The organism is Sphingobacterium griseoflavum (assembly GCF_014653155.1).
Lineage (GTDB): Bacteria > Bacteroidota > Bacteroidia > Sphingobacteriales > Sphingobacteriaceae > Sphingobacterium > Sphingobacterium griseoflavum.
This window is the reverse complement of the sequence record NZ_BNAF01000015.1, coordinates 20518-35182: the sequence shown is the minus strand read 5'-3', so window position 1 is coordinate 35182 and position 14665 is coordinate 20518. Positions and strand designations below refer to the sequence as shown.

The 14665-nt window shown below is 48.4% G+C and carries 11 protein-coding genes; all 11 read right to left on the bottom strand.

What is annotated here, in order from left to right; translation table 11 throughout:
• Positions 1–18: 18 nt before the first annotated feature.
• Genes IE165_RS16715 through IE165_RS16665 form a run of 11 tightly spaced genes read right to left on the bottom strand, consistent with a single transcriptional unit; the run spans position 19 to position 14664 of the window.
• Positions 19–1170, bottom strand: a complete 1152-nt coding sequence (locus tag IE165_RS16715) for a glycoside hydrolase family protein (RefSeq protein ID WP_229826623.1) — start codon at positions 1168–1170, stop codon at positions 19–21.
• Positions 1118–3922: an alpha-L-rhamnosidase gene (locus IE165_RS16710; protein ID WP_189627793.1), complete on the bottom strand. Its 2805-nt coding sequence runs from the start codon at positions 3920–3922 to the stop codon at positions 1118–1120. Before IE165_RS16710 ends, IE165_RS16715 begins: the two co-directional genes overlap by 53 nt.
• A gap of 4 nt (positions 3923–3926) precedes the next feature.
• Positions 3927–5393, bottom strand: a complete 1467-nt coding sequence (locus IE165_RS16705) for a glycoside hydrolase family 28 protein (RefSeq protein WP_189627792.1) — start codon at positions 5391–5393, stop codon at positions 3927–3929.
• Positions 5390–6280: a sugar phosphate isomerase/epimerase family protein gene (locus IE165_RS16700; RefSeq protein ID WP_189627791.1), complete on the bottom strand. Its 891-nt coding sequence runs from the start codon at positions 6278–6280 to the stop codon at positions 5390–5392. Before IE165_RS16700 ends, IE165_RS16705 begins: the two co-directional genes overlap by 4 nt.
• Positions 6281–6283: 3 nt before the next feature.
• The gene (locus tag IE165_RS16695; RefSeq protein ID WP_229826611.1) at positions 6284–7624 is read right to left on the bottom strand and encodes a DUF4974 domain-containing protein; all 1341 of its coding nucleotides are present in this window, start codon (positions 7622–7624) and stop codon (positions 6284–6286) included.
• 37 nt (positions 7625–7661) lie between these two features.
• A complete protein-coding gene (locus tag IE165_RS16690; RefSeq protein WP_229826610.1) occupies positions 7662–9242 on the bottom strand; it encodes a sodium:solute symporter family protein in 1581 nt (526 codons plus the stop codon).
• A 9-nt stretch (positions 9243–9251) separates the two neighbouring features.
• A complete protein-coding gene (locus IE165_RS16685; protein ID WP_189627789.1) occupies positions 9252–10379 on the bottom strand; it encodes a four-carbon acid sugar kinase family protein in 1128 nt (375 codons plus the stop codon).
• A gap of 2 nt (positions 10380–10381) precedes the next feature.
• Positions 10382–11410: a 4-hydroxythreonine-4-phosphate dehydrogenase PdxA gene (gene pdxA / locus IE165_RS16680; RefSeq protein WP_189627788.1), complete on the bottom strand. Its 1029-nt coding sequence runs from the start codon at positions 11408–11410 to the stop codon at positions 10382–10384.
• Positions 11403–12341, bottom strand: a complete 939-nt coding sequence (locus IE165_RS16675) for a dihydrodipicolinate synthase family protein (RefSeq protein ID WP_189627787.1) — start codon at positions 12339–12341, stop codon at positions 11403–11405. Before IE165_RS16675 ends, pdxA begins: the two co-directional genes overlap by 8 nt.
• A gap of 1 nt (position 12342) precedes the next feature.
• Positions 12343–13479 (bottom strand): iron-containing alcohol dehydrogenase, encoded by a 1137-nt coding sequence (locus IE165_RS16670; protein ID WP_229826609.1) that lies wholly within the window; start codon positions 13477–13479, stop codon positions 12343–12345.
• A 33-nt stretch (positions 13480–13512) separates the two neighbouring features.
• Positions 13513–14664 (bottom strand): sialidase family protein, encoded by a 1152-nt coding sequence (locus tag IE165_RS16665; protein ID WP_229826608.1) that lies wholly within the window; start codon positions 14662–14664, stop codon positions 13513–13515.
• Between the last annotated feature and the right edge of the window lies 1 nt (position 14665).

The following is a 14665-nucleotide window of genomic DNA, read 5'->3' as shown; positions in this document are numbered from 1 at the left end:
TATTATCTATTGCTAAACCTAGTTCTTGAATTGCAGCTTGCTCTTGCCTAAATCCTTGGACGTAGCGAGGGCTATACCGCGGTTTCCTGCGCTATCCACCGCACAGTAATAGTGGTAAACAGTACTTTCATGCTTCAGCACAAAAGATTTATGGGCATACTGCTTATCGAAGCTTTCGGAAGATTCCACGAGGTTTTCTCCTTCCCAATCGGTCCAGTGAATTAAGTCTTTCGATGCCGCAAAGCGGTTGAACGCACCGTTTCGATCCTTCCAAAACGCACCAAAATAGAACATCACCCAAGTATCGTTGATTTTCTGAATCATCGGGTCTCCCGTAATCCCCACCGGATGGTGCACCACCGGATCTTTGCCATAACGTGACCAGTTGATCATATCGTCCGAAACAGCCATCCCGATACGTTCATACCAGCGGGTAGGCTTGTTATTCGCCAGAGAATCGCCAACCGCATTGTAATACATGATAAAGCGATGGCCGGTATTCCGTTCCGTATCTTCGATGACATAGCTTTTAAATAGCTTATGCCTATTTTCCCACCAGCGCACATCGGTATCAGTATCTCCTAATACAGGTTCGTTCAGCCGTTGCCATTCCATCGGTTTGGTAGGCTTTTTGGTATTGAAGGCCATGCCTATGGACAAGGGTTCAGGCTCGTAGCCAGCTGTTGAACCGCCGAAATAGGACATCCAATATTTTCTGTTGAATCGGTGAAGCTTGTAGCTTCCGCCCCACTGGGTATCGATCAGGGCATTGTAACCCGCCCGTTGCTTTGCATCCCATTTTCCATCATCTTGCTTTGACATTTGCTTTCCCAGGATTTTCCAAGTCAATAGATCGCTACTTTCGGCCAACCAGGTTTCATACCCCTGCCCGTCAAACACGATGTAGGTCATATACCATGTTTTACCGTCTTTGTAAATACTGGGGCAGTCCATAAGATCTGTCTTCTTATCGGGTGTCAAGACAAGTCCGTATTTATGGGGAGTCTTTACTTCTTGATAGATGGCCTGCATCTCTTCCTGCGACACGATGGTCTTTTGCGCGCTCGACAACCGAGCGACAGCCAACAAGCCAAGGAGTATTAGTGTGCTCTTCATCTTATTTTCTTTTAACTTCTTTGTGGGTATAAAGTGCTGTGCTGGTGACCTGATAGACGCCAGATCCCAAGCTAAGTTCCAGCCCTTTTGGCGTACTCTTCGTCTTAAACTTTTCGATGGCCGATCCGTTGACGCTGTATGCGACATCGGCTGGCAATAAGAGCGTACAAAAGCTGTTCACCGGAATGGCCAGCTGATAATCATTGCCGTTTCGATGTACCGAAATCTTTCCATATGGGCTTTCGAAATCTAAGTGGCATTGTGCTATGCGATCCAGTAGGCGTGGTGCTATGCGTATATGCCTGTAAGCAATTGAAGTTGGCTCTTGCCTCAGTCCGCCCAAGCCGGCATGAAACCATTCCATGAGGTGCCCCAGCATAAAATGGTTGTTGGAGACATTGGGCAGCGCGGCCCAAGATTCAGTGAGTGCAGTAGCTCCCTTGCGTATTTGGTAACCATAGCCCGGCCGGCTATCATCACGGTGCATCGCGAAAATCAGGTCGTCGCGCTGCTGCTGCTGAAGTACCTGAAGCAGATAGCGGTGACCAATATCACCCGCGGTAAAAGCCGTATCCCGCTTCGCGATATCGGCAACGAGGTTCTCAAAAACCGACATAATCTGATTGCTATCGACCAAGCCGCTGTATAAGGGCATGGCCAAGGAGGTCTGGCTGCCAGAGCCATAGCTTGCTGAATCGGCATGGAAGAAAGCTTGCTGAAAAGCGTCATACACCTTGGTTTTCAACGAATCGTACAGCAACTTACCTTCCTCATCGCCCACTATTGTCGCGATGTTTGCCAAAACCTTTAAATCATCGTAGTATATGGCCGTGGCCGTAATTCCCGCAGGCGTCAACTGAGACACTCCCGGCCTTTCTGGTCCAAGGTCATACCAGTCGCCTAAACCTTGATAGAGGATGTTTCCCTTGGCTTTGGATTGTAGGTACGTGATGTAGCGCTTCATCATGGGGTAATTTTCCGTAAGGAAGGTCTTATCGCCATACCATTGGTAGGCATACCAAGCAAGCAGTACTGCACTCGATCCCCATTCGGGCGAGTCCCGAAACATGTCGCCTCCCCAGTCAAACTGTACATATTCCGGCGCAATTTCAGGTACCAAGCCATCCTCGGTCTGCGAGAATCGCATGTCACGCAGCGACTTCTTGAACAGACGTGCCACGTCATAGTTGTACTGCACCGATGGCCCCATGAGGTGCAACTGTTCCAGCCAGCCTAATTTTTCGCGATGTGGGCAGTCGGTAAACACACTCATCATGTTGCTCTTAATGGCCCAATCAATCAACCGATGAATTTCGTTGAATAAGCTATCGGAACTGTGGAAAGTCCCGATCTGCCGAGCGCTATTCCGAATATGCCGTGCCTTGACGTCTAGAATTTGGAGGCTATTTGGCGCTTTCGATCGTTTTTGCACTTGTGCGTAGCGAAAGCCGTAATAGGTAAAACGCGGATGCCAGGTCACTTCGCCCTCTGCACCAAAGATATATTGGAAGTAATAGGGGCTGCCCGAATGTTTTTGGTTGGGTAGGCCGTTTTCGTTTAACAACTCGGCGGGATAAACCCTAACGGTATCTCCGGGCTTACCTTTCATTTTTAAGGAGATAATTCCAGCGGCATTTTGGCCAAAATCATAAACCTCACTTCGTTCGTCGGATCTACTTTGTAACTTCTGGCCAGTAAATTCCTGCATTACGCGGACCGGATCCGTTTCCTGTGCCGTAAGTGCTGGTCCATCCACGAGCAGGGCATTGTTCCATTTTCTATCATCAAAATTCGGCTGGCTCCAAGAAGCAGGCAATTTCGATGCATCGTAATCTTCACCGCCATACATGCTGGAAAATGTTATTGGCGAAGACGCTACTTTCCAGCTTTCGTCGCTCACAATGGTTTCTTGCTGGCCATCGTCATAGGTATTGACAATTTTGATTTTCAGTTTTGGCAGGCCGAAGGCTACTTTATGTTTCTGAAAGCGCCCCTTGATCGGTGGAATATAGTAAAAGCCATTGCCCAGCAATACAGCCAAGGTATTCTTCCCTTTTTTCCATTGCGGGGTAAGGTCATACACCACGTAGTAAGCTTCTTTGTCATATTTCGTCCATCCGGGTTGCAGCAGGGCATCATCCACTGGTTTGTCGTTCAGCAACAGCTCATAATGGCCTAGTCCGGAGATGTAGGCCATGGAAAATGTTACTTTACGGTTGAGGCGCACATTTTTCCGAAAAACGGGCAGGTCGTAGGTCTTATCGATACGCAGTTTACTGGAGCTGAGCGGCAGTGGATTGATCAGCGAATCAGGCAAAATTTCCTTAGCAATCCATTTTGCTGTACCCCAATCCGAAGGCTGCAACAATCCCGTGTGAAAAGATTGGATCGCACTAACCGCAGTATTCCCTTGGTTGTCTTGCACATGCAGACGAACGTAATAGGTACTACCTGCGGCCAATGCAGCTCCTGCATAGGGTATATGCAGGGATTGCGCTGAGGTAATCCATCCGGAATCCCACAGCAGCTTACTCCCCCCAGCGATATGACGCTGTCTACTGACTTCTATTTTGTAGGCTTGCTGTTGTACATCGTGGCCATCGCTTAAGAGCTGCCAACTAAAAGAGGGCGCAAGGGTATTGATTCCCAGCGGGTTTTCTCTTCCGGCTATCAAGACCTTATGCACAGTTAGTTTAGTACTAGCGGCGTAGGCGTGCAGCAACAGCACATTAAATAGTGTCATAAAGACAATAATTTTTTTACTCCGCAGGATGTCCTCTCTCGCAAATTTTCGATTCGTTTTCATGCGCTTATTTAGGGTTTACTACGGTTACATTTTTTTGTTTGAGTTCAGCAACGCCTAAGCTATCCACCTCCGGCATCTCACAAATAAATTCGCTGTCGTTGATGAGCATGTTTTGCGCATCTTTCAGGGAAAGATAGCGTGTTCCCCGGCCAAAGATGCGTTCGAAGCGAACGTGCTCGAGGGGAGACTCCGGGATACCCTCGACTTTGATGCAGTCGCTGGATGATCCGATGTATATATTTTTCAGTTCGATGGTAGAGAAACGGGGTGTCAATGCATTTTTCTCGACCTTGAAATCCCGGCTCGCCTGTTGCCCCACATGCAAGGCTTGCCCTAGCATATCCCAGCGCAGGGCCGAGTGCTGCACATCCATCCGGATATTTTCGAAGCGGATTTTTTCACCGCCGCCCCCACGCGGTCTTCGCGTTTTAAAACGAATGCCCACATCCGTGCCAGTAAACACACAATCGTGTACGTAAACCTGCTTGACCATCCCTGCTGTTTCGCTGCCGATGGTGAAACCGCCATGTCCCTCTGCGGAAAGACAATAGCGCACGACAATATTCTCCGACGGTCGGTTTACGCGCAACCCGTCGTAACCCCGACCAGCTTTTATCGCGATGCAGTCATCCCCCGTATGAAGTGTACAGTATTCTACTAACACATTTTTGGACGACTCGATATCGATACCGTCGCCCCGCTGTATACCTACCGATTGTATCGTCAAGCCGCGAATCACCACACGCTCACAATAAGTAGGCACCACATTCCAAAATGCAGAACGCTCCAAATGCAGTCCTTCGATCCATACATCTTGACAGTTTATCGGGGCGATCAAGGCCGGCGGAAAGATAAAGTCTGCCGTCTTACCATCGTAAATCCGATTTTCGACCGGCGTTTTGCTATCTACAATATTTTCGATGACATCATGTGTCATCGTTTTCTCGCGCATCGTTCCTGCTCCAGGTCCTATCAGTTTTCCGCTTCCGGTAATCGCAATATTTTTAGCGCCATTCGCGTAAATACAAGCGCCCAAACTATACAGCTCCACCCCTTCGTTGCGCGTAAAGACCACGGGCAGGAAATCTGCTATTTCTGATTTAAATTCCAAAATAGCACCTTTCTCCAAATGTAGATTAATATTACTTTTTAACTGGATTCGGCCGGAGTGATGATGTCCCATTTGGAGTACCAATACACCTCCCCCCATCGCTGCAAGCTGATCTATTTTCAGTTGGATATCCTGGGCTCCCGCGAGTACGGTATCTCGTCGGTCGGGAAATATCGGCCGTGCAAAACTGTGTTTAAAAAATGGCGAATGCACCGGCTCAATGGCTACAGGAAGCTGATCTGCCCCCACCTGATCCGCTTTGCGCAGGCTACTATCCAGTTGCCTTTCCAAAGGAACTGATTTACACCCGTATAATAGCGCTAGCAATAGCAAGAAACCTATAGCCTGAACTATCCTCATTGAAAAATACGTTTCATGTAACGCGTATTCGCGCCAAAATTTTCTTTTACCATCCGGGGCGATAGACTGGCATCCCGCGAACGTTCGATGACCAGCCAGCCTTTCCAACCCATCTTATCCAAAGTTTGTTTTACCTGCGGCATATTCAAGCGCTTGTTATTTTCCAACCATACACCATCTTCATCGGTGCAATGAATTTGGCAGATGCGCTTTCTACCCAAAATTTTCAATTCACTGATCAAATCACGACCTTCCTTTAAGGGGTTGGAAAAGTTGAAGTAGATTTGGATATGCTTCGAGCCGATATCTTTCAGCAGCGCAACCTCACCCTGCGCATCGAGCGCCGTTTCGATCCCGACAATCACACCGGCCTTTTTGGCCATCTCGCCCACAACCTTCAACCGCTCTACAATCGCTGGACGTAACTCGGGGTGTTGACGCAAATCTCCTTGCACACCCAGTGGCAGAAAGGCGACCTTCACGCCCATTTGCTGACAGGTTGTCAAACAATCGCCGACCATTTGCTTATAAGTAGGCCGCGTGGCAAAGGACTGCGCATAGAACCCCGTCATGGCCAAGGAGCAGATCTCTACGCCTGTTTCTTTGGATTTATTTAAAAATTCTTCACGGGTGGCCGGATCAGACAGCTTGCTTTCAAACGTGTCGCGATTGCCTAGCCCGCCCATATCGACCTCCAAGCCATCGGCACCTATTTCTCTGCTTAACGCAAAGGCACTAAGTTTTTGCCGTTTCAAAATCATGAGATCAATTACCGCTATTTTGTAGCGTTGTTTGAGAGCTTGCTTTGCCCATAGATTCGTCGAGAACAATACGCCTCCACCAATCCATAAATTCTGCTGTATAAAACGTCTTCTACTACTATCCATATGCTATTTGCTTTTAAACAGTTTCTCCAGTTCTTCGTAGCCGTGCACGGCATTTGAAGGCAGCTTTTCACCTTGAGCCCCAAAGCTATAAAGTGTTTCTTTATTTTCTATCGTGACGGTTGATTCATCATACTCACCGTTTTGATTTTTCAAAGCTTCCGAGTTCAATTGGAAGTAACGCGCGACAAAGTCATAGACCGGCTTCCGCTTGGAGTAGCCGAAATCATGACCTTCATCGGGCAAGTGTACGTTGGCCACATCAGCCGCTTTCCCGTAATAGCCGTATATAGTCTGCAGGTAGCCGAAATCATGCTCGGGCATGTGCGCTGTCCAATCTTTCCCGTCCGATATCACCAACTGCGGACGCGGAGCAGCCATGGCCGCCAATTCCACATTGTTGGTACCACCTGCACTAGCATGTATGGGAAGGCCACTTTCACAAGGACAGCCACCATAGAAATAAGAAGAGAGGGAAACGACAGGGATACTCAAGGTAATTCTATCGTCTAATGCAGTCATCAAGACCGTATGGCTTCCGCCGCCCGAACCGCCGCAGATAGCCACCCGTTGGCTATCTATTCCCTGACCCGCCAACATATAATCCAATATGCGAATCGCGCCAAGCGTCTGCACGGTGATCGATAAACTTCGCCGGTGGTCGTCAGCTTTAAATTGCAAGAGCGATTCGCCCCAAGCGAAAAGGTCATAGCTGACCGCTACTGCGCCCAATTTAGCCAGCATAGCACAGCGAACCTGCGCATCCTTGCGATAGCGATGATCGGCCCAATGTCCGTCTGGACTTAAAACAAGCGCGCTACTCTTCTTTGGCTTTAATGGCCGGTAGATGGAGCCATTGACGTAAACACCGGGAAGAATTTCCAGTGCAAAATTCTGAACCGTATAACCCGTAAATTCCCTCTTTTTGGACAAAATAGCCTTCGAACCCGGCGATGCCGGCAATGGCGACAGTTTTAGAGCCGTAAACAAATCTGGGCGAATGGCCGCTTTCCTTTTCTCCCAGCTTGCCCTATCGTGATATTGTGCTGCCAGTTGGTCTAAATAATCCCAGCCGTCTTTCACCTCCCAACGGTAGTATTCGTATTCTTTGAGTTTATATTTCTTCTCGCCTTCCTTATTGACCTTCAGATCGAGCGGGGCTAATACATTTTTTAAGGTTTCATCCACATCAGGGCGAAAACGCCAGCGGGCATAGTTTAGGTATTTACCTGCAACCTGCTCTTCCTGGTATTTAATCGTAACACCATAATGCTGCTCGAGCAATCCCAACACTTCTTTTAGTGGTTTGCGGTATTGGTCGTCCGAGCTCTGCGCCCTGCTTTGCATAAACAAAACACTTAATATTGTGACTATGAAAAACGTTCTAAACATGGTCTATGCCTCCTTTCTTGGCTAATTTGCGGTTTGCCCGCCAACCGTGAAAGTACAGGTTGGGGTCTAGATCGGGCTTTGGATAAAATAGGCTGGCAAAGTAGCCGATGAAAATCACGATGAGATGGCTATAAACACCCAACATCAATTTGTTGTGCGTGAAGTTGAAGCTGCCTAGATCAAGCAAGATCATTTTCTGCCCGCCGATTTCGATCTCGGTACTGGTCAAGAAGGCATACGCTGTAAAGAGGATGCAGACAAAAATCGCGATATTAACGCCCTGCGCATTTGCACGTGTAGAAAACACACCGAGCAAGAAGATCCCGACAATCCCTCCCGAAAAGATAGCGTACAACGTGAAGATGATGCCCAAGATACTTTCGCTGCCCAACTCCACATAAATAAATCCAATACCCATTGAAATCAATCCAGCCAGGGCTACCATCGAACGGCTCGCTTTCAGATATTCGTTGTCTACGCGATTAGGGCGTAATTTTTTATAATAATCTTCAATGCCCACGGCAGCCAGTGAATTTAAGTCGGCACTTAAGCTACAGATGGCCGCGGACACCATAGCCGCCAAAATAAAGCCCACCACACCAACAGGCAGCTGACTCATAATAAAGTATGGAAAAACACTGTTGGGGCCGATTCCTTCGGGAAGTGGTTGCTGCCGGTAATAGACGAAGAGCGCTGTACCAATAAACATAAAAAGCGACCAAACTGGTACAGTTAGCAAAATACCCATCAAGGAGGCCCGAATAGCTGATTTATCCGACCGAGCGGTGAGATAACGCTGAATCACGGTTTGGTCTGTTCCATACTTCTGTATGGCGTAGAACATCCCGTTAATGGCCATCACCACGAAGGTAAGCCTCGTAAAATCGAGATCATATGGGCCAAATCCGGTTCGACCGTTTTCGGAGGCCACACGCCATACTTCCGGCAAACCGCCCTGCACCGAGAAAATAATGACTAAAAGGCAGAGAATACCACTGGCGAACAGCATAAAACCCTGAAATACGTCGAGCCATATCACAGCTTCAATTCCTCCCAAAAGATTGACCGTCACGATAATCAATCCGACAACGATGATAATCCAATAGGTATTTATTTCGGTCATGCTGGACAAGGCCACCGCAAGCAGGTAAAGTACCGTGCCCATACCCGAAAATTGCCTTAGCACGAATGCTATCGAGCTGTAATACCGAGAGAAATTTCCAAAACGCTTTTCAAAATATTCATAGGTGCTCAATCCTATAACCTTGCGGTAAAGCGGCACAATAAACCACACCGTCCCCAATAGGACAATTGGTACCATAAGACCTTGCACCAAAAGTATCCAATTGTGCGCATAGCCCTCTGCAGGATACCCCAAGAAGGTAACACTACTGATCAGTGTCGCTAAGAGCGACATGCCGATTGCCCAAGACGGCACCCGTCCTTTTGCTGAAAAGTAAGCTTCGGTAGATTTTTGATTTTTTGCATATCTAAGCCCGAAATACAGGGTGACCAGCAAGACTGCCACAATAATACCATAATCAAAAACACTTAAAATAGGTTTATTCATCATTCATTCGGTTTACGTTGTTGGGCCAAAAGCCCATAATTCCTCCGTCCAAGGATAGCTGCCCGGCTTCATCGTAATCGCCAGTTCCCGATGGGGAACGTGGCTACGGATCAGTCCGGGGGCATATTCCTTTAAGGGCAGAAGAACGTTAATTTGTAGTGCTTCCAGCACAGCATTCGCGGTTGCTCCTCCTTCAAGAATGAGCTCTTTGGGCATAAAATCCCCTCGCAACATACCTACGGAGAGAGCCATACTATTGCGGATTACCTGAGCTGGCTCGGTAACGCCAAGCCCTACGGCAAAGACAGCGACTTGATTCCTTTTTAATAGCGTACGTAGTTTTTCGGCGACTTCCCTTTCGCCTCCACGTTGCTCCCAATATATTATATTTTCGGTCGCTAGTTTGCTTATTCGTGTAACACTTTGCTCATGATTGGAGCCGCAGACATACAGCATCGGTTTTTGACGTGCAAACGCAGGTTCTGACGCTATCGATGCGCCGGTATTACGCTGCCGCAATAAGGCCTCAAAAAAGGCTGCCGCCCCAGCGCATAATGCCTTTTGAGGTATATGTGATGCCCATTCGTGCAGCTCTTCCCAGCTGGCAACGGCAGGTACAGCACGTTTAATCGTCGGTGTCCAAGCCGCGGCTGCTGGCAAGATCGTCCAGTGATCTCTCCCAACCACATCCAGCAGTTGACTGGAATGCACTGGAAACTCCGGATCTTGCGCAAAAGCGGTCTGGGCAATAGGTTTGCCAGCAACCCAATATTGATCGCCATGCACGACCCGATCCAAGTGTAAATTGACCGGACAAAAGAATTGATATGCTGCCTGAAAATGCTTGTGGAAAAAGGACAGCTCTTGCTTGATATGCCCCCGCAGCGCGGAATCAAATTTGAGGTATACCCAATCCCACTGTTGCGTGTTTTCGATCGGGAACAAACGTGCCAAGTGAGCAAGGGCCTCGTCGATCTTCAAGGATCTGGAATTGCTGTTGAGCACTAGAACATCTGCCGTAGCGGGATGTACGAGTTGATGTACAATTTGGCTGGAAAGACCGTAGCGCAGGGCGATGCCTGCAATTTCGGCGGCTCCAGTCAGATCATCTGCAATAACCAATATTGATCCTATTCCCATTTTTATGATTTGTTCAACGCCAATTGCACGGCTGATTCAATCGCTAAAACCATCGCATCTGGGCTGGCCACACCTTTGCCTGCAATTTCAAAGGCGGTTCCGTGATCGACCGAAGTTCGGATAATAGGTAGCCCCATCGTGATGTTTACCCCTTTGACGCTATCCATCTGCTTTTTCTCGGCATTCCATTTAAAGCCTGTCAGCTTAAAGGGGATGTGTCCTTGGTCATGGTACATCGCCACAATACCGCCATAGTGGCCGGTAGCTGCCTTGGAAAAAAGCGTATCCGCTGGCACGGGCCCATCGACATCAAAACCCCGATCCCGGGCTTCGAGCACTGCTGGCAAGATTTCTTCGTCATCTTCGGTGCCAAACAGTCCCGAGTCCCCGGCATGTGGGTTTAAACCGGCAATACCGATCTTGAGGTTGCTTTCGCCCAAGCTGATCAAGCCTTGCTGAAGCAGATCAACGACCTCTAGGATACGCTCTTTCTTCACCAGATCACAGGCTTGCCGCAAGGATACATGGGTGGATACATGGATCACCTTCATGTTGTCTTCGACCAGCAACATGGCATATTTCTTGGTGCTGGTATAGTGCGCGTAGATTTCGGTGTGCCCCGCAAAATGATGCCCCGCTTCGTTGATGGATTTCTTATTGATCGGACCGGTTACGGTCGCGTCGATGCTGCCCGCCAGTGCCAGTTCGATTACTTTGGTCACCGACTCAAAGGAAGCTGCGCCGGCTTCTGCGGAAATCTCGCCGAAGGTCACTTTAGACAGGTCTGTATTTTTAAGATCAAACACATCGGATGCGCCGCTAGCAAATTGAGCATCAGCGACTTTATCGATCCGATGGATAGCCAATGGTATTTGCAGTTGTGCCGCTATCTGTTCAAATACCGCTGCATCGCCCACCAAAATAGGTCGGCAAATATCTTGCACACGAGTGTCCAACAAAGCCTTTAGCGCGATTTCAGGGCCTATACTGGCCGGATCGCCCATGGTAATACCGACGATAGGTTTATACATGATTCACGAAGTTTAGTTTAATATTCTCCTTTGTTATCAGCACTTGAAAGGCATGGATGAGCGCCTCCTCTTCTTGCTGCCCCAGAGCATATAAAGGCGGCATCATAAAAGGTTCACAAAGCCCCAATTGCTTCATCAGCACCTTTAATGCCCATAGCGATTCACCCAGCGATTTATTACTTTGGTACAAAGCACCAAGCTCATCCGATTGTTTTTGCAGACGGCCAACGCGCTCGGTGTCCTGATTGTCGACTGCGCTACACATCTCAGCATAAATGGACGGAGCAAAGTTTCCCGAGCTCGGAATGATCCCGTCACTCCCATGCAACAAGGCATAGGCACAGGCTCCTGCCCATCCCATATAATGTTTGAAATCGGTTCTATCTTTCCAAAGAAGAAGCGATTGATCCAAACGATCCATACTACGTTCCGAGTCCTTTACGGCGACGATCTTAGGATGATAACTCAATCGATCCAGCAGATCCAGCGGAATAGACATATGGGTAGTGGCGGGGATATTATATACGATGAGGTTATTTGGAATGGCTTCGGCCAAATCGAGGAAGTATTTTTCCATTTGCGCCTCAGAAAGTTTATAATAGGTGGGCAAGGTTGCCGCAACGTCTTCCACACCCAAACTATTGGCCAAGGTTGCAAAAGCAATCGAATCGTCCAAGATATTGGATGATATACCAACGTAAAGCTTTTTCTCCACCGGCTTATTGGCCACCGCTACCTGCAGGTATTCCTCCCTAAATGCGCTGGATAGGGAAGCCGATTCGCCTGTTGTCCCCAAAATAAATGGGATGGCGCCATTGGCATACAGATAACTAAATATACGCGCCACGGCATCTTGATCCAGACTAAGGTCTTCTCTCAAGGGCGCAACGACCGGAACGATCGTTTCTTTGCTTTTCAATTCTTCTTTCATGTTAATAGGCCGCATGGTATAGGGTTATAGCATCCTGAAGAGTTACCTCTCTGGGATTATTAATTAGTAGTCTAGTTATTTTCAAGGCATCTTCGGCCATCTGTGGAATAGCTTCTCGAGGGATATTGACATCGCGCAGGCGAGCAGGAATACCACAGTCCCGGATAAGCTCCCGCGCCTTAGCAATACCGCCCCTCGCCGTTTCTTCATCGCTATCCTGCCGAGAGCAGCCCAGTGCGATAGCAACCTCAGCATATTTCTTTGGTGCTGCCGTGTAGTTAAACTCCATGATGTAAGGCAATAAAAGCGCATTGGAAAGCCCATGCGGCAAGTGAAACAGGCTTCCTAAAGGGTAAGATAATGCATGTACGGCAGCCGTGTTAACAGGCCCTAAGCAAAAGCCGCCCAACATACTTCCCATGGCCACTTCGCTGCGTGCCTGCTCATTTTCTCCGTTTTTCACCGCCTCGACCAAATTAGCCGAGATAAGGCGCATCCCTTCGATAGCATACATGTCAATAAATGGCTGCGAGAACTTATTGGTATAGGCCTCTAGGCAGTGTGTTAACGCATCAAGGCCCGTTGCCGCTGTGATGGCAGGCGGCACACCGAGCGTCAACAAGGGATCGACATACACCGCATCAGGCACCAAAAATGGGCTGATAATGCCTTTCTTCTGATTATCATCATCCACCAAAATGGCGTTTGGAGAAACCTCACTTCCTGTTCCTGCAGTACTTGGGGCACAGATTAACCGAATCGATCTTCCGTGCAGCAAACCATTGCCCACAATTTCTTCCAGCGATTGGTTGTTGTTGAGTTGCGCTGCAACCAGTTTGGCGACATCCAGAACGCTCCCGCCACCGATGCCGATAACGGTATCAGGCTGCGCGGTTCTATACTGCTCCAAAATAGTTTTAAAATCAGCGAATGACGGTTCCTGCTCGATTGCTGTATCAACGAGCAGCCTGACACCTTCACCCTCCAAATGGACAAAAAAATCCCTCAGCGCTCCAAGCAGAGGTTTGATCGTCATAATAAGGACTGTTCGACAGCCTTGTGCAACAATATCTTCTGCAAGCTGAGTAAGCACTCCATTTCCAAAAACGAGCTTACCCGGAAAATTTATCTTTAACATACGCGCTGATGACATTGTTTAGTTTTCGTTTTATTATTCTTCTTCGGCTTTGTAGCTTTCCAAGCGGGGCAAGGTGTAGCCCTTCACTTTTGGCCAAATACCATTTTTTATCTTTCTTCGCTTTAGTTTTGTGGGATCTACCACCACGTGTTTCATCTTTTGCCTTCTCCAGGTATAGACAAAGTGAAGCATGCCGTCCTGCGTCTGGATAACTGCAGGATAGGAATATTGACTGATCGGCGAATCTTCCAGGATCAATACAGCATCCCAATGTTTACCGTCTTTCGATACCGCGACATTCAGTGGTGTGCGTGCTCCCTTTGGGTTATCTTTCGGGGGCAATACGTGGTTGTATACCAGTACATGCATTCCATTTTTCGCGGTGACAGCATCCGTACCCGAGTTGTTATTCGGGAGATCGCTTTTCTTTAGCGGCGACCAGGTTTCTCCGTTGTCTATCGACCACGATTCAACAAGAGCCCAGTTACGGCTGCGAGCCAGTATTTGCAAGGTACCGTTGCCATGATCTAAGATGCTTGGTTGTATGGCGTTCAGGTTGTCATCGCTACGTGCTACCGGCCCTACCTTTCGCCATGTTTTCCCAAAGTCGGGGCTAATTTCGAAATGGATATTCCAGCCATTTCCTTCGGTGCTGGTCGGCGCTATTAAATTACCATTCGCTAGCAAAATAGGCTTATTCTTGACAGGGCCAATGTACCCATCGGGAAGCTTTTCTGCGGCAGACCAGCTTTTGCCTCCATCGTGCGAACGCTTGAGCATCCCCCACCATTCGGAAGGCTTAGGCCCAATTTTATAAAACAGCAGAAGCTCGCCTCCGGGTACTTGATAGAGCACCGGATTCCAGGTAGGCAACCTACTGCCATCTTCCTGTACACCGTCGGCGGCAGAAACCGGAGGCGTCCAAGCGCCATTTTCGAATCGGCAAATATAGATTTCTACATCGGGATGCCGCTCGCGCGTGCCGCCAAAAAAAGCGTACACTAGCCCGTTCTTCGTCTCTGCCAACGTAGCGGAGTGGCAAGAAGGAAAAGGCGCTTTATCATAGATAAATTCATCTTTTACAATCCCATTTCGCCATTTGTACAGCGCATTCTCCTGCGCCGCAGCCATGAAAGCCACAAGCAGCAGAAACATAGTCGTTATCCGTTTATAGAATATCATCATC